Origin of the sequence: Caballeronia sp. LjRoot29 (assembly GCF_964252755.1) — a bacterium.
Taxonomy (GTDB): domain Bacteria; phylum Pseudomonadota; class Gammaproteobacteria; order Burkholderiales; family Burkholderiaceae; genus Caballeronia.
Window position 1 is genome coordinate 155,052 of record NZ_CAXUPU020000009.1, and the last position, 20,446, is coordinate 175,497.

Consider the following 20,446-nt stretch of genomic DNA (forward strand, 5'->3'; position numbering starts at 1 on the left):
GACCAGCCTGAAGCGATCGATGGCCGCTGTCCGCGCGCCGGCGATATCGCCGGAACGTGAACAGTGGCCTGGATCGCCGGAAGTGAACCAGACATGAGCCAAGGCCGTTGAGCTTCGATACCGACCTCGTTGGGGTTCTCCCGCAGTTGCGGCGTTATGCGCGCGCGCTGACGGGGGACCGTGCGTGGGCCGATGACCTCGTGCAGGATGTGACCGAACGGGCGCTCGGCCGGTCGAAAGGATTTCGCGTCGGTAGTAATCTTCGCGCATGGCTGTTCACGATCATGCGCAATCTCTATATCGATCAGTTGCGCGGCCGGCGCGATATTGCCGTCGACGATGAAACCGCACCCTGGCGGCAGATGGCCGCGCCCGTGGGCGAAGTCGACGGGCTCGTGTTGCGCGACGTGCAACGCGCGCTGTATTGCTTGCCGGTCGAACAACGCGAAGTCATGCTGCTTGTCTGCGTGGAGGACATGAGTTATCAGGAGGCATCCGTGGTGCTGAACGTGCCGGCTGGAACGGTGATGTCGCGACTATCGCGGGCACGTGAACACATGCGTGTGCTGCTCGGTGAAGAACCGGGCCGCAAATCGGCATCGTTGAAAATCGTGAGTGGCACATGACGAATCACGAACGTCCGGAACAAGCAGATTCCAGCGCCGCAGCCGATGAGTTGCGCGCGCTGTCGGCGTTCATCGACGACGAAGCGCCGGAGGCCGAGCGCGCCGAAACCGCCGCGCGCATTGCCCGCGATCCGGCGAGTGCCGCGACGGTGGCCGCGTATCGCGCGCAAGACAATGCGCTGCGCGCGCTGTTTGCCGCCACGGCAGATAAAGAGCCGCAAATCGTGGTCGTGCGTCCGCGCAAGCGTTACCTGATGGCCGCAAGCTGGCTGGTGGTGGGAATCGCGTGTGGCTTCCTGATGCACATGCTGTTGCCGGTCCTCGGCCAGGAACGCCCGGCGCCCACGTTCGCGCAACGCGCGGATATCGCTTACGCCGTGTACGCGCCTGAGCAGCGGCACGCGGTGGAAGTCGCGGCGTCGCAGGAAGATCATCTGGTTACGTGGTTGTCCAAACGGCTCAACCGGACTTTGACTATTCCTTCGCTGCACGAATATGGGTTCGAGCTGGTCGGTGGCCGCTTGTTGCCCGGCGAGGACGGACCCGCGGCGCAGTTCATGTATCAGAACGCCAACGGCGAACGGCTTACGCTGTACATGACCGGCGGTTCCGGCAAGCACAAGGACGAATACGCCATACGGATGCTGCGCGAAGGCTCGCGACGAACTTTCTATTGGACGACGGATCACGCGGGTTACGCGCTTTCAGGGCAGATCGGCGAGGCGAAGCTGCGTGCCATCAGCTTCGATACCTGCGCGGCGTTAGGCGGCGATCCAAAGAAATGGCAGTGAGAAGGTGCCGGGGTCGCGGCGTTTGACGGTGGGTACTTAGCGCGAAGTTACCAATACTCAAGGCCAGAAGAACAATGAAAAATAGTCGAAGCAGCATGCGCCGCGCGAAGCGGCTTTTGCGCGTTGCCGCGTTCGGCGCAGGATGTTTGCTGAGTGTCGTAGCCATCGCCGATGAGCGCTTCACGCTGAGCTCGCCCGGCCTCACAGATAACGCCACCCTCGACTCCAGGCACGCCGCCAGCGCTCAGGATTGCGGCGGCAAGAATATCTCGTTGCCGCTCGCGTGGAGCAATGCGCCCACTGACACAAAAAGCTTCGCGGTCACTATCTACGATCCCGACGGCGCTCGCGGCTTGGGTATCGTGCACTGGATTCTCTACGGAATTCCTGCCGCGACGACCGCGCTCGGAGAAGGCGGGCCGCCGGCGGGGAGTATCGGCGGAATCAACCGGACGGGGAAGGACGGCTATTACGGACCTTGTCCGCCGCACGGCGATGCACCGCATCACTATGTCGTGCAAGCCTACGCACTGGATCTCACCGCCAATGCCCTACCCGCCGCACTCGATCGCGATGCTTTGATCGCAGCGATGAAGGGTCACGTGCTGGCGTCGTCGAGCATGGTGGTGCGGTACGCGCGCTGATGATCATCGCGCTTATGCCTTCAGTCAGGCCTCATCCGCGGCCGCGAGTCCCGCCCTCGTCTGAACGCGCCACGCACGTGAACCGCCGAGAAAGTCAACCCAGCCAAGCGCCGCGCCCGTATGGCGCAGCAACTGGAACGTGAACGGCTCGACAATCGCTGTCACAACCGCCATCCACAGGCTCGACCCGGCCGTGTCTCCGGTCCAGCGCCGGTACAAATGCACGGTCCACAAATGGAACGCGAAATCGATAAGAATCTTCGCGCCGATCACGCTGAAAATCGGCAGCACAATAGCGCCGCGTCGATCCACGATAAACCCCAGCAACAGCGCAAACGCCGTCAGCCCGTAGATAGGCTGCACGGTATCGAACGCCTTCACCGGCAGCATCAGCAGACCGAGCGTGCCGTAACGCCGGTTGCCGGTCATATCGCGATTCCAGTATTGCGTCTGCAAAAAGCCCGCGAACCAGCGCCGCCGTTGCCGCATGAAACCGCTGAACGAACTCGGCGCGTCCGTGATAGCGTGCGCGTTGCCGACCACCCGCACGTCCCAGTCGAGACCGTGATCGACAGAATGACGGCGCAGACGGTGAATCAGTTCGTAATCCTCGACCAGGCATTGCGGATCGAAACCGCCGACGGCCAGCAGCGCATCGCGACGAAATGAGGCGAACGCGCCCGAGATCAGCAGCAAGCTATCCGCACGCATCCACGCAAATCGCGCGATGAAATTACGGATGTATTCGTACGTCTGGAACCACTGGAAAAAGCGTCCGCTCATTGTTTTGCTGCACACCGGAACCAGAATGCCCGCCGCCGCAACCAGGTTCGGCTGCGATGCAAACGCGCTGCGCATGGCCAGAACGGCGTCGTCGGCAAGACGCGTGTCGGCATCGACGGTCATGACAATCGGCGTACTGATTTTTTCGATAGCCGCATTCAGCGCACGCGCCTTGCCGCCATGCGCCACGCGCAGCCAGAAGAGCGTTGGATGCAAAGTGGACGCCGCGCTCAACTCGCCTTCCACCGGTGCAACAAGACCAAAACGCTGCGTGAGAAGCTCGGCAGTGGCGTCCGAAGAACCATCGTCGGCAATCACGATTTGCGCCGCGCCGTGTGTTTGCCCGAGCAACTTTGCAAGCGTGTTGGGCAACACGGCCGCTTCGTTATGCGACGCCACGATCACGCCAAGCTGCGGCAAACCAAATTCGCGCTGTTTGCGATCAAGTGGCTTATGCGGCCGCACGAGCGTCCACGATTTCGCCGCGACGAACATCAGCAGCAAGGTGTCGTAGATCACGTAGGCAATGCCCGTGGACCATGCCACCACGCCGTGCAGGAAAAACGCACGGGCGAACAGCACAAGCCAGAGCAGCACCACGCCACCGTGAATCAGCACGCTCGCGAGCGTGATCGGGCGCGGCGCCAGACGCGGCGACGCCTGCGCGAGCGCCTCTTCCAAAGTCCGCTTCACAACGGCATCCGGTTGGGGCAACGTCTTTTTGGGTCGCATGGGGACGGCGTGAAGTTTTACATCCATCACGGCACCATCCGCGAGATCACCGACTTCTTGTCGATCCATTGATGCTTGAGCGCGCCGCCCACGTGCATCGCTAAAAGTGCGTACAGCGCGTAACCAAGCCACGCGTGCAGTGCGCCGAAACGATCGTGCAACGACTCCTTCAGCGCCGGATCGAGGTTCATCACGAACCCCACGCGCGGCCACGGAATCACGCCGAACAGATGCATCGGATGCGTAGCGGCGCCTTTCCACGCCGAGTCGTGCAGCCAGCCGGACAACGGCAAGCCGATCATCAGCAGATACAGCACAAAGTGCGCAATGTGAGCGGCCATGTGTTCCCACTTCGGAAACGCCTTCGGCAACGGCGGCGGACGATGCGACACGCGCCACAAGATACGCAGCAGCACCAGTCCGAGAACCGTGATGCCGATGGACTTATGGGTATCGACGATCGGACGGATCCAAGAATCAGGAAACGATTCCGCCGTCAGTCCCAGCACGACGTTACAGATAATCAGCAATGCGATCAGCCAGTGCAGGACCATTGCGGTGCGCGTGTAGCGCAGCGACGTCTCGGTTTGCGGTGGATCTGAAACCGCGTTGGCAGCTTGCGTGGACATTGAAACTCCGTGCGGGAAATGGGGATTGGCCGGATGGTTCTGCCACCTGCAGCGCCAGCTTGGTCTATTCAAGCCAAGTGCGACAAGTTGCAGACGACACGATCCAAACGCGCCGCGGCGCCCGTTTATTCCATCGATTCTGCGGGAAAACGCGAACTTGCGTTAGTCGACCGTTTGTCAGATGACGTGTTGAAAGGATTCGACGGATTCAGCGCCCTTGGTCGACGCATTTGGCGAGACGAAGGCCAGCACTGCTTGAGCGAATTGCAACGCAGCCGGATTCGCCGCGTCGCGTAGCGTGACAAGGTGGAGCGGCGCGGAGAACGCTTCGTCGCCGGCAACTGCGCAATACACCACGGTTTCCTGCTGGTATCGCTGCATGGATGCAGGCACGAGCGTAATGCCGCCGCCCGCCGCCACCAGATTGATGGCGCTCAACATGCGCGGCACTTCGCTCACCACCTCCGGCTTGAATCCCGCCTCCTCGCACGCGCGGATGAAGTCAGCGTACATACCCGGCGCGCCCGGTCGCCGAACGAAGATAAACGACTCGCCGGCGAGCGCCTTCAGCGGCACACGCGGTTGTTTGCCCGGACGCACGCCTTTTGCGGGTAGCAACGTGTGCCCAACCGGCAGCACGAGCACCATCCGCTCCTCGTGCAGCAAGTCGAAGCGCAGCTCCGCGGGCATCTCGATCGGCTTGCGCAGGATGCCTGCATCGACACGTCCATTCACCATCCGCTCGATGATGTCCGCCGCGTTGATCTCGTTCAGGTCGATGGCAATATCGGGATGCGTCGTGCGGAAACGGCGGATCGCGGCGGTGGCAAGCGGGTGAAATGCCGCCGAGCTCGTCAGCGCGATCCGCACGGATCCGAGTTGGCCGTTCGCCACGCGCCGGGCGTTGACCACGCCTTGATCGAGCGCATCGAGCACGGCGCGGGCATCGACGACAAAAGCCGCGCCCGCCGATGTCAGCTCCACCCCGCGCGGCAAACGCGTGAAAAGCGCAAAACCCAGCTCTCGCTCGAGCTCCTGAATCTGCTGCGATAACGGCGGCTGCTGGATATGCAGCCGTGCTGCCGCCCGCGTGAACTGGCGCTCTTCGGCGACAGTGAGGAAGTACCGCAGGTGACGCAGTTCCATCTGAATACCTCGCATACGCAGCAAATATGGCAATGCCATTCGATATGTATTTTACATTTGCCACTGCGTTTCGTACTCTTCGACTCAAATACACATAAATGCACGAATCCGGAGACATATGGAAACGACCTTCCCACCCAATTCGGCCGACCACGCGCCAGCTTCGCTGGCGTCGCTTAGCAAGGCGCAGATTCGCCGCGCCGTGCTGGCGTCGGTGATCGGCAATGGGCTGGAATGGTTCGATTTCCTGATCTACGGCTACTTCGCGAAAATCATCGCGCACGTGTTTTTCCCGGTCGGCAACACGGCACTTTCAACGACGCTGACGCTCGGCACATTTGCGGTTGGATTCATCGTGCGCCCGCTCGGCGGGATCTTCATTGGCGCTTATGCGGATCGCGTCGGGCGCCGCAAGACGCTTTCCATGCTCATCTTGTTGATGGCCGCCAGCACCTTGTTGATGGGCCTCACGCCCGGCTATTCGACTATCGGGTTTGCCGCGCCATTGCTGGTGCTGCTCGCACGCGTCATGCAGGGATTGTCGGTTGGCGGCGAGTTCGCCACGGCTGCCGCGATGCTCACGGAATACGCGCCGCGCGGCAAGAAGATGTTCTTCGGCAGCTTCCAGATGACTTCGCAGGCGGTGGCGCTCGTGCTTTCATCGGCGTTTGGCTATTTCCTGACATCGAATCTGGACCGGGCGTCGCTTGAGTCATGGGGCTGGCGCGTGCCTTTCCTGGTCGGCGCGCTGGTCGGGCCTGTGGGGTTTTATATCCGCCACAAGGTCGCGGAATCGCCCGAGTTCGCCGAGTTGCGTGAACGGCTTGGCCACGCGCCCCGGCAAACCATTCGCGGTTTTTTCCGGCAACGCGGCGACGCGTCGTTGTGCGCGATGGGCGTGATCATCGTTGGGACGGCAACGAATTATTTGTGGCACACGTTCATGCCGCTGTATGTCGAGCGCCAGTTGCACTTGCCGCTGAAGAACGCGTTGTTCGGTACGGCGGTTTCAGGGCTCGTCTCGATTGTGGGATATCCGCTCGCAGGGAAACTCGCGGACCGGATCGGCGCGTACCGGCTGTTCTTTCCGGTGACGATTGTCTGGGTCGTGATCGCATATCCGCTGTTTGCATGGGTGCTCGCGTCCCCAACACCCGGCCGCGTTTTCGCAGCGCAAATGGTCGCGACCGTGGTGCTGAGTCTGATGTCGGGGCCGCATCCCGGCATGCTCACACAGTTGTTCCCCACTGCCACGCGCTCTACCGGCGTCGCGCTTTCGTACAACATCGCGGTGACGCTGTTCGGCGGTCTTGCACCGCTGACCGTCTCCACGCTCATCACCGTGACTGGATCGAATATCGTGCCGGCGTATTACCTGATCTTCGCGGGTTTCGTGTCGCTTGGGCTGGTCGGGTTGACACGTTCCGGGCAGCGTCTGCGCCGAGATCCCGATGCCCTCCCGCTGGACTGAAATGAACTCCTCACATAAGGCTCGCAACGAGCACCCGGTAAGCGCAGTCGGCAACGAACGGCTGCGCGTGGTGACGTCGCGTGGTACGGGTACCGTACCGTTTTACCGGTCGATAGAAGAACGGAATGCTGCAAATATTTCGCGAATCGTGATCCTGTTGCACGGCCGTTTGCGCGATGCCGACGCTTATCTGCTCTCGGCGCAACATGCGCTCGCGGCGGCATCGACCGATCCCGCCCATACATTGCTGCTCGTGCCGCAGTTCTTGGCCGCTGCGGATATTGCAGAGCATGGCTTGTCCGCCGACACGCTGCACTGGGAATGGACTTCATGGATGGGTGGCGACGACGCGCTCGGTCCCACGCCGCTGAGTTCCTTCGATGTCCTCGATGCATTCATTGCGCAATTCGCGGATACCGCTCGTTATCCGGCTCTGCGCGACGTGGTGATCGCCGGGCATTCGGGTGGCGCGCAGGTCGCGCACCGGTACGCGATCGTGGGCGCTGGCTGCAACGTGGCCGGTGTGCGATGCCGGTATGTGATCGCGAATCCATCGTCGTATGTGTACTTCGATTCAATGCGCCCCTATGAAGACGGCGTTCTGCGTCCCGCCGATACCACCGCGTGCCCGGGGGTGGATGACTGGAAGTACGGCGTGCGGCGCGCGCCACGCTACGCGGAGTCCGCGTCATTCGATGCGCTCGAAACACGTTACGCCGCAAGCGACGTTATCTATCTGCTCGGTCAACAGGATTGCGATGCGCACCACGACGCGCTCGACCGATCGTGTGCGGCCGCAGCGCAAGGGTCTCATCGGCTTGCGCGCGGACGCTATTACTTTTCGTACCTCGAAGCCCGCCACGCAGGGCTTGGACATCGCTGTATGGAAGTCGCCGGCGTAGGTCACAACGGCGCTGCGATGCTCGGTTCGCACGAAGGCGTGCGAGCGCTGTTCGACGCACAGCGTGTTGCAAGCGTGGTCGATTCATCGATCGCCGGCGCGACGGACTAGACACAGCGCAGACCATCACGACATTCAAGAACGTTGCTTGGGCGACGGGAACGTCGTCGTCCATACGGTATGTGGTTTCTTTATTGGTTTACCGGCAAGCGTTCGTTTGGTTCGTTTGGTTCGTTTGGTTCCTTTAGCTCAATTGTCCGATGCAGCAGTGGTTAATAAACATACGGAGACAGCATGATGAAAAACACCCTCGCCGCTTGCGGCACATCCCTTCTTGTCGTTGCGCTGGCCGGTTGCGGCGGTTCATCGTCGAATAACGACGGTGCGCCTCCTACGCCACCGACACCGCCCATTTCGTCCGCCGCGGCATGCTCTGCCCTCAACGGAACCAAGATTGCGGCGACGTCGATAGGCGTTCCCAGCAACGGCGCCACGGTGGCAAGCGCGACACTGGTCGCGGCGTCGGCCACGTCTGGCGAGTATTGCCAGGTGAACGGCACCATTGCACCCGTCGATGCAACTGCGCCAAACATCAACTTCGAAGTCAACTTGCCGACAGCATGGAACAAAAAGGCGCTGCAATATGGCGGCGGCGGATTCGATGGCACGCTCATCACCGGCCTTGCCGCACTCGACATGGCGCCCGCCGGTTCATCGACACCGCTTGCCCGCGGTTACGTAACCTTCGGCGACGACTCCGGTCACCAAAGCAAAAGCATCACCGACGGCTCGTTCGCCGCGAACGATGAAGCGCTCGCCAACTACGGTGGCCTGACGCTTAAGAAAACTCACGACGTCGCCATGCTGCTGCTGAAGACACGTTATGGCGCTGCACCCACAAAAATGTATTTCTTCGGCAGCTCAACTGGCGGCCGCGACGGCCTCACCGTCATCCAGCGATGGCCGGCCGACTACGACGGCATCGTCGTCAACCGCCCCGCGCTTAACTACACGGGCCTGCGGCTTTCCAACGTCGTGCTTGGCCGCGCGCTTTATCTGAATGGCGGCGCGGGCTGGCTCGACGTGAACAAGACCGTGCTGCTCGAGAACGCCGTAACGAAAGCCTGCGACACGCTCGATGGCGTAGCCGACGGCATCATCTCGAACGTCGCGGCGTGCAAGCTTCAAACGCCCGCTGTGCTCACGGCCCTGCGCTGCGCGGCCGGCAAAGACACGGGAGACACCTGCCTCTCCGACGCGCAGATCGCAACCGTGAACACCATTGCCTCGCCAATGGTCTTGCCCTATCCGCTCGCGAATGGCGTCACCCGTTACGCCGGGTACAACATCCTCGCCGGTTCCGTATTTGCGGGTCAGTACACCACGCGCAACTTCGGCACGTCACCCATACCGGCCAACCCCGCTGGCAAGAACGACGCGAACCAGTGGGTCACCGGCGACCAGTGGGTGAAGTACTTCATCACGCGTATTCCTACGTTCAACTCCCTCACCTTCGATCCGCTGAATCCGGGTGCGTATCAGGCACAAGTCCAGCAAGTTTCCGCTGAAAGCGATGCGACCAACCCCGACCTCTCGGCGTTTATCGCAAAGGGTGGCAAGGCGATCATCACCCACGGTCTCGCCGATGAAATCGTCAGCACGGATTCGTCCGTGGATTACTACAACGCGCTGGTGCAGAAATTCGGTCAGGCTTCCGTCGATAGTTTCGTGCGCTTCTACCTGATGCCTGGCGTAGGCCACGGCACCGGGCCATTCCTGCCGCAAGTCGATTCCCTTGGCGCGCTCGAACAATGGGTTGAAAGCGGCACCACGCCGGAAACACTCACAGTCACTGACTCGACCGCTGCGACTGCCGGACGGTCGCGGCCGCTGTGCCGTTACCCGACCTGGCCGAAATATGCCGGTGGCGACGTAAATTCAGCCGCGAGTTTCAGTTGTAGCCAGTAATCAACGAGGGAGGACCGGACCGGTCGAACTAGCGTCCGGAAGGCTTGTTTAGCAAGAGAAGCAATCGCTTTCTGCTCTGCTATAGTCTTTCCCATCCTCCCTTTCCAGATCGCGCGTGGACCACATTCCCTTATGGGCGCAAATCTGCGCCATTTTTCTGCTGTTGTTTTTCTCCGCATTCTTCTCGATTTCCGAAACGTCGATGATGGCGCTCAATCGCCATCGGCTCAAACACCTCGCCAACCAGGGTTCGCTGCGCGCGCGCGTTACGCAGGGCCTGCTCGCCAAAACCGATCAACTGTTGAGCGTGATCCTGATCGGCAACAATCTGATCAACACGATCATTCCGGTGCTGACAACGTCCATCGCGTTGCGCACTTTTGGCCATAACAATGTGGTGCTGTCGATAACGACCGGAGTTGTCGCGTTCCTGATCATTGTGTTTGCGGAAATTGCGCCGAAGATTGTCGGCGCGACTTATCCGGAAAAGGTTGCGCTTCCGGCCAGCCTGATTTTGTCGCCGTTGATGCGGGCGGCCCGGCCGGTCGTCTGGTTCGTCAACCTGTTTGCGAACGGCGTGCTGAGGGTGCTGCACATCAACACGAAAGGAGGCCGGGACCAGCGGCTTTCCACCGAGGAATTGCGCACCATCGTGCTGGAATCGGGTAATTTCATGCCGACCAAGCACCGCAGCATCCTGTTGAACTTGTTCGATCTGGAGAACATCACCGTCGACGACGTGATGATCCCGCGCCGCCGGATTGAAGCCCTGGATTTCGATGCCCCCTTCGACACCATCCTGCATCAGCTCGAGACCTGCTATCACAACAAGCTCGTGGTGTATCAGGGCGACATCGACCGCGTGCTGGGGGTTCTGCACGTAAGAAAGACGCTCTCCGCGCTGCATAACCAGGAATTCGAGCGCGAGACCTTGCGCGAACTGCTGGCCGAACCGTACTTTGTGCCGGCAGGCACGCCCGTGTTCCAGCAACTGCAATTCTTTCAGGAGAGCCGGCATCGAATTGCGATTGTGGTGAACGAATATGGCGAACTGCAGGGACTGGTGACGCCGGAAGACATCATTGAAGAATTGATTGGCGAGTTCACCACGACCATTCCGCGCGGCGCTGGTTCGCGTGGCGGCTGGAACGAGGAAGGTGAATGCATTGTGGCGGGCAGCATGCCGTTGCGCGAACTGAACCGCTGGTTGAAACTGTCGCTCCCCACCGACGGCCCCAAGACGCTCAACGGCCTGATCCTCGAGACCCTGGAAGAGATTCCGGACGGCGACGTGAGCGTGCGTATTGCCGGCGTGCATTTCGAAGTCATGCGCAGCGACGACCAGGCGATACGCACCGTGAAAATATTCCGGCCGCAAGGCGTGGTGCTCAGAAAGCAGGGGTAGCGACGAAGTGGGGACCATGGGTAGCTCGGGTTCCGCGTCGGGTATCTGGGCGCATCAGCTTGCGCCGTTTCCGCCGCCATAAATCACCTGTCGAGCCGCGTTAGCCGTTCGGCCGGTTTTTTAGCATTGCCGAGCGTTAGCCGTTCGGCCGAGTTGGAACGAGGCGCGTGAAGGCAGAAGATCAGGGCATCCCGTTCGCCGAGCCACGCCATGCCGTCCTCCCTCCCCACTGCGTTTTCGCGGCCGACGCCGCAACTGTCCGCTCGTCCGGCCGATGCAACTCCGCACGCCGACAACGCACCCGCCGTTGCGTTGCTCACCGAGACCCCGTGTGAAGCCGCTGCACGCGGCGCATGCGATATTCACGTCGAACCGGGCGAGCACGAGCGGCGCATCCGCCTGCGCATCGACGGTGCATCGCATGCCTTTCTCAAGCCGCTGCCGCATCTGCGTGACGCGTTCATCACGCGGATCAAAGTGCTGGCGTGCGTGGACAGCGCCGAGCGGCGCGTACCGCAGGACGGACGTTTGCGATTGCCACTGGCGAACGGAAATCCGGAAGACTATCGCGTGAATTCTCTGCCGGTGCTGTTCGGTGAAAAACGGTGTTGCGCCGCCTGGAATCACTGCCGCCGGATTTATCGCTGGCGGCTTCGGGGCTTACCCTCGATCAGCAGAAGATCATAAAAGCCGCTGTTCACGCGCCGCACGGACTTGCGCTGGTCACCGGTCCTACCGGCAGCGGCAAAACGCTCTCGCTGTATTGGAATATGGTGTAGCTGGTGTAGGATCGCAGCCGAATTCAACTCAGGACAGCTATGCAGCCTTTGTATCAGGCGGAGTTTTCAGGCCGCTATCTCGACGCTTACAGTTCCGCATTCGGCGCGTTGCCGCTCGCGGCGCAGTATGGTTTCGCGTTTGTCCTCGGGCTGGTGATCGGCAGCTTTTTGACGGTTGTCGTGCACCGCCTGCCGATCATGCTGGAACGCGCGTGGAAGGCGGAAAACGCTATCAACAGCGAGGACTACGCGTTTACGGACGCGCCACCGACTCCCCGCTACAACCTCGCCGTACCCCGCAGCGCATGCCCGCACTGCGGCCATGTATTGCGTGCGTGGGAGAATATTCCGGTCGCGAGTTACGTGCTGCTGCGCGGCCGTTGCGCAAACTGCAAGGCACGCGTGAGCGCGCGTTATCCGCTGACCGAACTGGGGACCGCGCTGTTTGCGGCGCTATCGCTGTTTGCGTTCGGACCCACGCTGATCGCGCTCGCCGCGTTCGCTTTGTGCGCGACGCTGTTGGCTGCGAGCCTGATCGACTTCGATACCCGTTATCTGCCCGATACGCTGACCTTACCGCTGCTGTGGGCTGGCCTGATCGTCAATCTCGGCGACACTGCGTTCGTCCCGCTGCACGAAGCGGTGATCGGGGCGATCGCGGGTTATCTGTTTCTCTGGTGCGTGTATTGGCTGTTCAGGCTCGTACGCGGCGTGGAAGGCATGGGTTACGGCGACTTCAAGCTGCTCGGCGCGCTGGGCGCCTGGCTAGGCTGGCAAGCGCTGCCGCAGGTGGTGCTGGTGTCGGCGGTGGCGGGCGCCATCTTCGGACTGGCGGCAACGGGTATTGGCAAGATGCGATTTGAAGAACCGCTGCCGTTCGGGCCGTTTCTAGCGGCAGGCGGCGTCATTACGTTATTTTTCGGTACACCGCTTTACGCATTGTTCGGCGGATAAGCGCAACGAAAAAGGGGAGTTGAACGATGTTCAGCATCGGCTTGACAGGCGGAATCGGCAGCGGCAAGACCACGGTGGCGGATATGTTCGCCGTGCGGGGCGTGCCCGTCATCGATACCGACCTGATCGCGCACCAGATCACCGTACCCGGCGGCGTCGCCATGCCGTTGATCGAGAGCACGTTCGGCCCTGCATACGTCGCTGCCGACGGCTCGCTGGATCGAGCGAAAATGCGCACCCGCGTTTTCTCCGATAACACCGCCAAAGCTCAACTCGAATCGATCACCCACCCCCTGATCCGCGCCGAAAGCGAGCGTCAACGCAATGCAGCGCAAGGGGCTTATCACATCGTCGTGGTGCCATTGCTGATTGAAGCGGGCGACCGTGCGAGCAAGGTGCAGCGCATTCTCGTGGTCGACTGCCCGGTGGACACGCAGATCGAGCGCGTGATCCGGCGCAATGGCTTCACACGCGATCAGGTGCTCGCCATCATCGAGCGTCAGGCCACGCGTGAAGCGCGCGTGGCGGCCGCTGACGACGTCGTCGTTAACGACTCCGCGGCCACTCTGGAAACGCTGCAGCGCGAGGTAGACGCGTTGCACGTGCGCTATGTGGCAATGGCGTCCGGCAACAGCAAACCGCGTACCTAGCAAATGCACGCATTGCGTTCGAACTCATCACCAACGCCGCTGAAAATGCGCGCCAAATGTGATTAAACGTGCGGATTTGCCGTGAGTTTGATGCGGCATTAGAATGTCCTCACTTTCTGACATCGAACCTTTCGACCAACGCCGAGGCGAGCGCGCTTGATCCTTTACGAGTACCCCTTCAACGAGCGAATCAGAACGCTGCTGCGTCTCGAAGATCTTTTCGAGCGCTTCACCTTCTTTCTGACTCAAGAAGACCCGCGCGAACATCACGCTGCACTGACCACGTTGTTCGAGATCGCCGAAGTCGCGGGCCGCACGGATCTGAAAGCGGACCTGATGAAGGAGCTGGAGCGGCAACGCCAGACGCTCGCCCCATTCCGCGGCAACCCCGGTATCGAGCAGGATGCGCTGGAGTCGGTGCTGGGCGAAATCGAGCAGACTTTGGCCGGCCTCGGGCAGATGCAGGGCAAGACAGGCCAGCATCTGGCCGATAACGAATGGCTCGCGAGCATTCGCAGCCGTACGATTATTCCGGGCGGAACCTGCCGGTTTGACCTGCCGTCGTACTTCGCGTGGCAACAAAATCCAGCCGAGGAGCGCCGCGGCGACATCGCGAAATGGGTCACGCCCATGCTGCCCTTACGCGACGCTGCCACTATCGTGCTGCGACTCGCGCGCGAGTCGGGACAAGCGTCCAAAGTCATGGCAATGCAAGGCAGCTATCAGCAGATGCTGTCAGGTCGGACTTATCAATTGATGCAAGTGCGGGTGCCCTCAGACACGCGCCTGATTCCCGAGGCGAGCGCGAACAAGTACATGCTGTGGGTGCGCTTTACGGTTCAGGACGGCGATCTGAGGCCACGTGCAGTAGACGCTGACATCCCTTTTCACCTGACGTTATGCAGTCTTTAAGTTGGGCTTAGAAACCCCATTTACTGAACTCAACCTCTTTAAATCCGCTCTGCAGAATGACCACTATCGTTAAATGCCCGACTTGCGAGAAGGACGTCCGCTGGGTTCCCGAAAGCCGCTTTCGTCCGTTTTGTTCAGACCGTTGCAAGCAGATCGATCTCGGCGCCTGGGCGACCGAGAAGTACAAGATCGGCGGCGGTCAGCAAGACACGCCACCCGATGAAGACTCGCACAGCGGCCTGAACTGAGGCCTGGCGTAGTAAAACTAAACCGCTTCAGCCGCGAGCCATTCCAACACCGGAATGGCGGCGGGCAACAACGGCGCGACATCGGCGGGAAGATGCTGCCAGGCCAGCGCCTGACCTTCGCGGCCGACCGGTTCACCGCTCCACGCCGTCACCTTGCAGAAGTAAAGCCGCACATAAGCATGCGGATAATCGTGCTCAAGCGTCCGCCAGCGCTCGCAGGCGGTCACATCGATACCCAATTCCTCATGCAATTCGCGCGTGAGCGCCGCTTCAACGCTTTCCCCCGCTTCCAGCTTGCCGCCGGGAAACTCCCAGTAACCTTCATACGGCTTGCCTTCCGGACGCTGCGCCAGCAAATAACGCCCATCCGGCTGCACGAGCACGCCGACCGCGACATCGGTCAACTTGCGCCCGTCAGGCGCCACGTTTGAAACGCTTGAACCAGACGCCGTCATACCTTGCGGCCCGACCAGTCGCGGGCAAATTGCCACGCCACGCGTCCTGAACGCGAACCACGCTCCAGCGCCCATACGAGGGCATCGCCGCGAGCGCCGGCGATCTCTTCGTCCTGACATCCAAAGTGCTTCAGCCAGTGACCGACGATCGTCAAATAGTCGTCCTGCTTGAACGGATAAAAACTCACCCACAGGCCGAATCGCTCGGACAGCGAAATCTTCTCCTCAACCACTTCGCCGGGATGAATCTCGCCGTCGGACGTGTGTCTGTAGGTCTCGTTGTCGCTCATGTATTCGGGCAACAAATGGCGTCGGTTCGACGTCGCGTAGATCAGCACGTTCTCCGATTGCGCGGAGATCGAGCCGTCGAGCGCCACTTTCAGCGCCTTGTAGCCCGACTCGCCTTCTTCGAACGAGAGGTCATCGCAAAAAACGATGAACCGTTCCGGCCGCTCTGAAATCAGGTCGACAATGTCGCCGAGATCGTGGAGATCGTCTTTATCGACTTCGATCAGCCGCAACCCTTCCGTGTGGTATTTGTTCAGGCATGCCTTGATAAGCGATGACTTGCCGGTACCGCGCGCCCCTGTCAGCAACACGTTGTTCGCCGGCGACTTGCGCACGAATTGCCGCGTGTTCTGCTCGATCAGCCCCTTCTGGCGCTCGATATTGCAAAGATCATCGAGCGATAACGGCGACAGGTTCGGTACCGGCTGCAGGAAACCGCGACCCTGACGCTTGCGCCAGCGAAATGCCACGGCACTGTTCCAGTCGATTTCCGGCGGAGCCGGCGGCAACATCCCTTCTACGCGCGCCAGGACAGCTTCGGCGCGGGTCAGAAATTGTTCGAGTTTATCCATGGGAAATTTAGGTGGCTCAAGACCGGTAATCGGCGTTGATGCTGACGTAATCATGCGAGAGATCGCACGTCCAGATGGTGGCGTCGGCCTGACCGCGGCCTAGCAGCACGCGAATGGCGATCTCGCTTTTCTTCATCACGCGCTGGCCGTCTTCCTCGCGATACTCAGGATTGCGGCCGCCGTTCTTCGCGACGAGGACATCGTCGAGATACAGGTCGATCTTGTTCACGTCCAGATCGGTCACGCCCGCATAACCGATAGCCGCGAGAATCCGGCCGAGATTAGGATCCGACGCGTAGAACGCGGTCTTGACCAAGGGCGAATGGCCGATCGCGTAAGCGATCAGGCGGCATTCGGCTTCGCTCGTGCCGCCTTCCACCGTCACCGTCATAAATTTGGTCGCACCTTCGCCGTCGCGCACGATCAGTTGCGCCAGCTCTTGCGCCACCGACGTCACCGCATCGCGCAACGCGACATAAGCGGGCGAATCCGTAGAAGTAATCAACGGCAGCGTCGATTTACCCGACGCAATCACGATGAACGAATCGTTCGTCGAGGTATCGCCGTCAATGGTGATGCAGTTGAACGAGCGATCGGCCACGTGCTTGATCAGCGTATCGAGGACGGGTTGCGTGACAGCGGCGTCGCAGGCGAGAAAACCCAGCATGGTCGCCATGTTCGGCCGAATCATGCCGGCGCCCTTGCTGATCCCCGAAAGCGTGACCGAATGGCCATCGATCTGAACCTGACGCGATACCGCTTTCGGCAACGTATCGGTCGTCATGATGGTTTGCGCCGCGTCGTACCAGTGAGCCGGTTTTTGATTCGCGAGCGCAGCAGGCAATCCCGCTTTCAAACGATCAACCGGCAGTGGCTCGAGAATCACGCCCGTGGAAAACGGCAGGATCTGCGTGGCTTGCAAGTCCAGCAGCGCGGCCAGCGTCTCACAGGTTTCGCGCGTGTGCGCCATGCCCGGCTCGCCGGTTCCCGCGTTCGCGTTGCCGGTGTTCACCACAAGTGCGCGAATGCCCTTGGCGCCCGCACGCACTGCGTCCAGATGCTCGCGACACACCGTGACGGGCGCCGCGCAGAAACGGTTTTGCGTGAACACGCCGCCGACCGTCGCGCCTTCTTCGAGCTGAATAACGAGCACATCCTTGCGATTCGGTTTTCGAATGTTCGCCTCGGCCCAGCCTAGCGTGACGCCGGCGACGGGAAACAGGTTGGCGGGATCGATCGAGGGGAAATTGACGGCCATGTTCGCGACTCGCTAAAAGTGGCGAGTGCCGCTGCACAAAAAACGCAACGACACGGAGATGAAAGAAACGGAGCCCGGCTTGTTTGAAAGACAGACATCCGGGGATACCAAAACCAGCTTGCCAAAGACAAACGACGCATCGCTGCGTCGCCTGTCTCTAATGCTCTTTGTTACTTACCTATGGTTTCCAAACCGCCAATTATGCGAGCTTGCCGTGACAGTTTTTGTACTTCTTGCCGCTGCCGCATGGGCACGGGTCGTTACGTCCGACCTTCGGCACGTCGTCGGTTGCCACGCGCGTCGCAACCGTGGTGTCGTCGCCGTATGCCATTGCCTGATTGATCATCTGCGCAGTGGCGTCTGCTGCGACGGCTGCCGCCGGCGCGGCGCCATCGGTGAAATCCGCGTGCTGGAACGACACGTTCTCCAGATGGCTGCCCCGTTCCTCGTACTGTTCAGCGGCTTCTTCAAGCTGTTCCGGCGACTGGATCTGCACGTTCATCACAACCCGCGTGACTTCCTGCTTCACCGAATCAAGCATGGCGGCGAATAGTTCGAACGCCTCGCGCTTGTATTCCTGCTTCGGGTTTTTCTGCGCATAACCACGCAGATGAATGCCCTGACGCAAGTGATCCAGAGCGGCCAAGTGCTCGCGCCAGCGGCTGTCGAGCGTCTGCAGCATGATGGAACGCTCGAACGCGCTGAACGATTCACGCCCCACCAGCGCGACCTTGGCTTCGTAACTTTCATCGGCGGCGGCAACGACAGCTTCCAGAATCTCGTCAGCGTCGATGGAATTCGACTCGTTGATCATTTCCTGAACGGCGAGATCGAGTGCCCACTCGTTGCGCAGCACTTCTTCCAGTTCCGGCGCGCTCCATTGCTCTTCAATGCTTGCCGCCGGAACGTACGTGCGCGTCACCTCGGTGATCACGCTCTGGCGCATGGCGGTGATCGTCTCGGCCACGTCCGTTGCTTCGAGCAATTCGTTGCGCTGCTGGTAGATCACCTTGCGCTGATCGTTCGATACATCGTCGTATTCGAGCAATTGCTTGCGAATGTCGAAGTTGCGCGCTTCCACCTTGCGCTGAGCCGATTCAATCGAACGCGTGACAATGCCCGCTTCGATCGCCTCGCCTTCCGGCATCTTCAGGCGGTCCATGATCGAGCGCACGCGATCGCCGGCGAAGATACGCAAAAGCGGATCGTCGAGCGACAGATAAAACCGCGATGAACCCGGGTCGCCCTGACGTCCGGCGCGACCGCGCAATTGGTTATCGATACGACGCGACTCGTGCCGTTCCGTACCAATGATGTGCAGCCCGCCCGCCGCCTTCACGCGGTCGTGCAGCGCTTGCCATTCGTCCTCGAGATGCTTGATGCGGCGTTGCTTCTCTTCGTCGGAGAGCGCTTCGTCCGCCTCGATAAACGACGACTGCTTCTCCACATTGCCGCCCAGCACGATGTCCGTACCGCGACCGGCCATGTTCGTCGCGATGGTCACCGCCGCCGGCCGTCCCGCTTCCGCGACAATCGCCGCTTCGCGTGCGTGCTGCTTCGCGTTCAGCACTTCGTGCTTTAGACCGGCTTGCGTGAGCAGACCGGACAGCAATTCCGACGCCTCGATAGACGTGGTACCCACCAGCACCGGCTGTCCGCGCTCGACGCAATCGCGGATATCGCGCGTCACGGCGTCGTAGCGTTCCTTCGCGGTCTTGTAGATCTGATCCTGCTTGTCGATACGCTTCGGCGGCCGGTTCGTCGGGATCACGACCGTTTCCAGGCCATAGATCTCGTTGAATTCGTACGCTTCGGTGTCCGCCGTACCCGTCATGCCGGACAGCTTCGAATACATGCGGAAGAAGTTCTGGAACGTAATGGACGCAAGCGTCTGGTTCTCGTTCTGGATCTTGACGTGTTCCTTGGCTTCCACGGCCTGATGCAAGCCGTCCGACCAGCGTCGACCGGTCATCATGCGGCCGGTGAATTCGTCGACGATCACAACTTCATTGCCCTGAACCACGTAATGCTGGTCGCGGAAAAACAGCGTGTGCGCGCGCAATGCGGCGTACACGTGGTGCATCAGCGTGATGTTTTGCGCCGCGTAAAGGCTCTCGCCTTCACCGATCAGGCCCCATTCGGCGAGCAGACGCTCGGCCTTTTCGTGACCTTGTTCGGTGAGGAAAACCTGACGCGCTTTTTCGTCGAGCGTGTAGTCGCCCACCTTTTCGACGCCCGTGCCGTCCGCCTTCTCTTCGCCGATCTGCTGCTCGAGCAGCGGCGGCAGCGCATTCATGCGTACGTAGAGTTCGGTGTGATCTTCGGCCTGGCCGGAAATAATGAGCGGCGTACGCGCTTCGTCGATAAGAATCGAGTCCACTTCGTCGACCACCGCGAAATTCAGCGGACGCTGCACGCGCGCGTGGGTCTCGTAGACCATGTTGTCGCGCAGGTAGTCGAAGCCGAACTCGTTGTTCGTGCCGTACGTGATGTCCGCGGCATACGCTTCCTGCTTCTGCGCGTGTTCCATCTGCGACAGGTTGATGCCCCACGACAACCCGAGGAAGTTGTAGAGCTTGCCCATCCATTCGGCGTCGCGTTGCGCGAGGTAATCATTCACCGTGACCACGTGCACGCCGCGCCCGGACAACGCGTTCAGATACGCGGCCAGCGTGGCGACGAGCGTCTTGCCCTCGCCCGTGCGCATTTCCGCGATCTTGCCGTAATGCAACACCATGCCGCCGATCAACTGGACGTCGAAGTGACGCATCTTCAGCACGCGCTTGCTGGCCTCGCGGCACACAGCGAACGCTTCGGGCAGCAGTCGGTCGAGCGATTCGCCGCTCGCCACGCGTTGCCGGAACTCGTCGGTCTTCGCGCGCAGTTGCTTGTCCGTGTACTGCTCGATCGTCGGCTCGAAAGCATTGATCGCCGCAACGGTCTTTTGGTACTGCTTGACTAGGCGCTGGTTGCGACTGCCAAAAAACTTTTGGAGGAAACCGGTGGTCATCGGATCAGTGTCTGCGTCGCGGTATCGGCTTAGAGCGCGCTGGCTGCGTCCCAGTTCGGGGAACCTCGGCGGCTTAAGTCCATGGGTGAAATCGAATCGGGGATTTTAGCACGCGCCCCCGATGGAGCTTGCGTGCACATCGTTTGTGGCATATCGGCCAACGGCACGCCGGAGCCTTTCAGAGCGGCAAGCGCGCCGCCATGCCGCACGGTGCGCAGCGTTAC

Annotated in this window: 18 protein-coding genes and 1 pseudogene; 12 read left to right on the plus strand and 7 right to left on the minus strand. The window is 60.8% G+C overall.

From position 1 onward, the window contains the following. Positions 1–107: 107 nt before the first annotated feature. The 3 genes from ACSQ83_RS13380 (at position 108) to ACSQ83_RS13390 (ending at position 2,061) form a co-directional block, all read left to right on the plus strand. Positions 108–626, plus strand: a complete 519-nt coding sequence (locus ACSQ83_RS13380) for a sigma-70 family RNA polymerase sigma factor (RefSeq protein WP_031360721.1) — start codon at positions 108–110, stop codon at positions 624–626. Further along, complete coding sequence (locus tag ACSQ83_RS13385; protein ID WP_436228459.1) at positions 623–1,417, plus strand: anti-sigma factor family protein; 795 nt, start codon at positions 623–625, stop codon at positions 1,415–1,417. Before ACSQ83_RS13380 ends, ACSQ83_RS13385 begins: the two co-directional genes overlap by 4 nt. Before the next feature lie 74 nt (positions 1,418–1,491). Next, complete coding sequence (locus tag ACSQ83_RS13390; RefSeq protein ID WP_436228460.1) at positions 1,492–2,061, plus strand: YbhB/YbcL family Raf kinase inhibitor-like protein; 570 nt, start codon at positions 1,492–1,494, stop codon at positions 2,059–2,061. A gap of 24 nt (positions 2,062–2,085) precedes the next feature. Here the strand turns inward: ACSQ83_RS13390 and ACSQ83_RS13395 are convergent, their stop codons facing one another. The 3 genes from ACSQ83_RS13395 to ACSQ83_RS13405 form a co-directional block, all read right to left on the minus strand. Then, entirely contained in the window at positions 2,086–3,537 is a 1,452-nt protein-coding gene (locus ACSQ83_RS13395; protein WP_436228492.1) for a glycosyltransferase family 2 protein, read from the minus strand. Positions 3,538–3,602: 65 nt separating this feature from the next. After that, positions 3,603–4,205, minus strand: coding sequence for a cytochrome b (locus tag ACSQ83_RS13400; protein WP_414949631.1), 603 nt, complete (start codon positions 4,203–4,205; stop codon positions 3,603–3,605). Between the two features lie 177 nt (positions 4,206–4,382). Further along, positions 4,383–5,351 (minus strand): LysR family transcriptional regulator, encoded by a 969-nt coding sequence (locus ACSQ83_RS13405; RefSeq protein WP_436228461.1) that lies wholly within the window; start codon positions 5,349–5,351, stop codon positions 4,383–4,385. Positions 5,352–5,469: 118 nt separating this feature from the next. Between ACSQ83_RS13405 and ACSQ83_RS13410 the strand changes: the two genes are divergently transcribed. The 9 genes and pseudogenes from ACSQ83_RS13410 (at position 5,470) to ACSQ83_RS13450 (ending at position 14,639) form a co-directional block, all read left to right on the plus strand. Further along, positions 5,470–6,822, plus strand: a complete 1,353-nt coding sequence (locus ACSQ83_RS13410; protein ID WP_436228462.1) for an MFS transporter — start codon at positions 5,470–5,472, stop codon at positions 6,820–6,822. A gap of 1 nt (position 6,823) precedes the next feature. Further along, positions 6,824–7,834 carry a hypothetical protein gene (locus ACSQ83_RS13415; protein ID WP_436228463.1) on the plus strand — a complete coding sequence of 337 codons (1,011 nt, stop codon included), beginning with the start codon at positions 6,824–6,826 and terminating at the stop codon, positions 7,832–7,834. Positions 7,835–8,020: 186 nt separating this feature from the next. Next, on the plus strand, positions 8,021–9,691 hold the full coding sequence (locus tag ACSQ83_RS13420; protein WP_436228493.1) for a tannase/feruloyl esterase family alpha/beta hydrolase: 1,671 nt from the start codon (positions 8,021–8,023) through the stop codon (positions 9,689–9,691). A gap of 115 nt (positions 9,692–9,806) precedes the next feature. Next, on the plus strand, positions 9,807–11,096 hold the full coding sequence (locus tag ACSQ83_RS13425; protein WP_436228464.1) for an HlyC/CorC family transporter: 1,290 nt from the start codon (positions 9,807–9,809) through the stop codon (positions 11,094–11,096). Positions 11,097–11,306: 210 nt separating this feature from the next. Then, positions 11,307–11,860, plus strand: a pseudogene (locus ACSQ83_RS13430) (ATPase, T2SS/T4P/T4SS family); the annotation flags it as partial. A gap of 54 nt (positions 11,861–11,914) precedes the next feature. Then, a complete protein-coding gene (locus tag ACSQ83_RS13435) occupies positions 11,915–12,829 on the plus strand; it encodes a prepilin peptidase (protein WP_436228465.1) in 915 nt (304 codons plus the stop codon). Positions 12,830–12,855: 26 nt separating this feature from the next. Then, positions 12,856–13,479, plus strand: coding sequence for a dephospho-CoA kinase (gene coaE, locus ACSQ83_RS13440; protein WP_436228466.1), 624 nt, complete (start codon positions 12,856–12,858; stop codon positions 13,477–13,479). A gap of 156 nt (positions 13,480–13,635) precedes the next feature. Beyond that, a complete protein-coding gene (zapD, locus tag ACSQ83_RS13445; RefSeq protein ID WP_031360708.1) occupies positions 13,636–14,391 on the plus strand; it encodes a cell division protein ZapD in 756 nt (251 codons plus the stop codon). Between the two features lie 56 nt (positions 14,392–14,447). Further along, on the plus strand, positions 14,448–14,639 hold the full coding sequence (locus ACSQ83_RS13450; RefSeq protein WP_165092589.1) for a DNA gyrase inhibitor YacG: 192 nt from the start codon (positions 14,448–14,450) through the stop codon (positions 14,637–14,639). Positions 14,640–14,656: 17 nt separating this feature from the next. Here ACSQ83_RS13450 and ACSQ83_RS13455 read toward each other — a convergent pair whose 3' ends face one another. The 4 genes from ACSQ83_RS13455 to secA all read right to left on the minus strand — a co-directional run bounded on the left by ACSQ83_RS13455 (position 14,657) and on the right by secA (position 20,222). Next, positions 14,657–15,094, minus strand: a complete 438-nt coding sequence (locus ACSQ83_RS13455; protein ID WP_436228494.1) for an NUDIX domain-containing protein — start codon at positions 15,092–15,094, stop codon at positions 14,657–14,659. Next, positions 15,091–15,954: an ATP-binding protein gene (locus tag ACSQ83_RS13460; protein WP_436228467.1), complete on the minus strand. Its 864-nt coding sequence runs from the start codon at positions 15,952–15,954 to the stop codon at positions 15,091–15,093. The genes ACSQ83_RS13455 and ACSQ83_RS13460 overlap by 4 nt, the downstream gene beginning before the upstream one ends. Positions 15,955–15,970: 16 nt before the next feature. Continuing rightward, entirely contained in the window at positions 15,971–17,212 is a 1,242-nt protein-coding gene (argJ, locus tag ACSQ83_RS13465; RefSeq protein WP_436228468.1) for a bifunctional glutamate N-acetyltransferase/amino-acid acetyltransferase ArgJ, read from the minus strand. A 199-nt stretch (positions 17,213–17,411) separates the two neighbouring features. Continuing rightward, a complete protein-coding gene (gene secA / locus ACSQ83_RS13470) occupies positions 17,412–20,222 on the minus strand; it encodes a preprotein translocase subunit SecA (protein ID WP_436228469.1) in 2,811 nt (936 codons plus the stop codon). Positions 20,223–20,446 lie beyond the last annotated feature (224 nt).

Excerpts from the sequence above, each read along its gene's own strand:
- secA (WP_436228469.1), bottom strand. The coding sequence starts at position 20,222 with ATGACCACCGGTTTCCTCCAAAAGTTTTTTGGCAGTCGCAACCAGCGC.
- ACSQ83_RS13390 (WP_436228460.1), top strand. The coding sequence starts at position 1,492 with ATGAAAAATAGTCGAAGCAGCATGCGCCGCGCGAAGCGGCTTTTGCGC.
- ACSQ83_RS13385 (WP_436228459.1), top strand. The coding sequence starts at position 623 with ATGACGAATCACGAACGTCCGGAACAAGCAGATTCCAGCGCCGCAGCC.
- ACSQ83_RS13435 (WP_436228465.1), top strand. The coding sequence starts at position 11,915 with ATGCAGCCTTTGTATCAGGCGGAGTTTTCAGGCCGCTATCTCGACGCT.
- ACSQ83_RS13420 (WP_436228493.1), top strand. The coding sequence starts at position 8,021 with ATGAAAAACACCCTCGCCGCTTGCGGCACATCCCTTCTTGTCGTTGCG.
- ACSQ83_RS13415 (WP_436228463.1), top strand. The coding sequence starts at position 6,824 with ATGAACTCCTCACATAAGGCTCGCAACGAGCACCCGGTAAGCGCAGTC.
- coaE (WP_436228466.1), top strand. The coding sequence starts at position 12,856 with ATGTTCAGCATCGGCTTGACAGGCGGAATCGGCAGCGGCAAGACCACG.
- ACSQ83_RS13450 (WP_165092589.1), top strand. The coding sequence starts at position 14,448 with ATGACCACTATCGTTAAATGCCCGACTTGCGAGAAGGACGTCCGCTGG.
- ACSQ83_RS13405 (WP_436228461.1), bottom strand. The coding sequence starts at position 5,351 with ATGGAACTGCGTCACCTGCGGTACTTCCTCACTGTCGCCGAAGAGCGC.
- argJ (WP_436228468.1), bottom strand. The coding sequence starts at position 17,212 with ATGGCCGTCAATTTCCCCTCGATCGATCCCGCCAACCTGTTTCCCGTC.
- ACSQ83_RS13410 (WP_436228462.1), top strand. The coding sequence starts at position 5,470 with ATGGAAACGACCTTCCCACCCAATTCGGCCGACCACGCGCCAGCTTCG.
- ACSQ83_RS13455 (WP_436228494.1), bottom strand. The coding sequence starts at position 15,094 with ATGACGGCGTCTGGTTCAAGCGTTTCAAACGTGGCGCCTGACGGGCGC.
- ACSQ83_RS13400 (WP_414949631.1), bottom strand. The coding sequence starts at position 4,205 with ATGTCCACGCAAGCTGCCAACGCGGTTTCAGATCCACCGCAAACCGAG.
- ACSQ83_RS13460 (WP_436228467.1), bottom strand. The coding sequence starts at position 15,954 with ATGGATAAACTCGAACAATTTCTGACCCGCGCCGAAGCTGTCCTGGCG.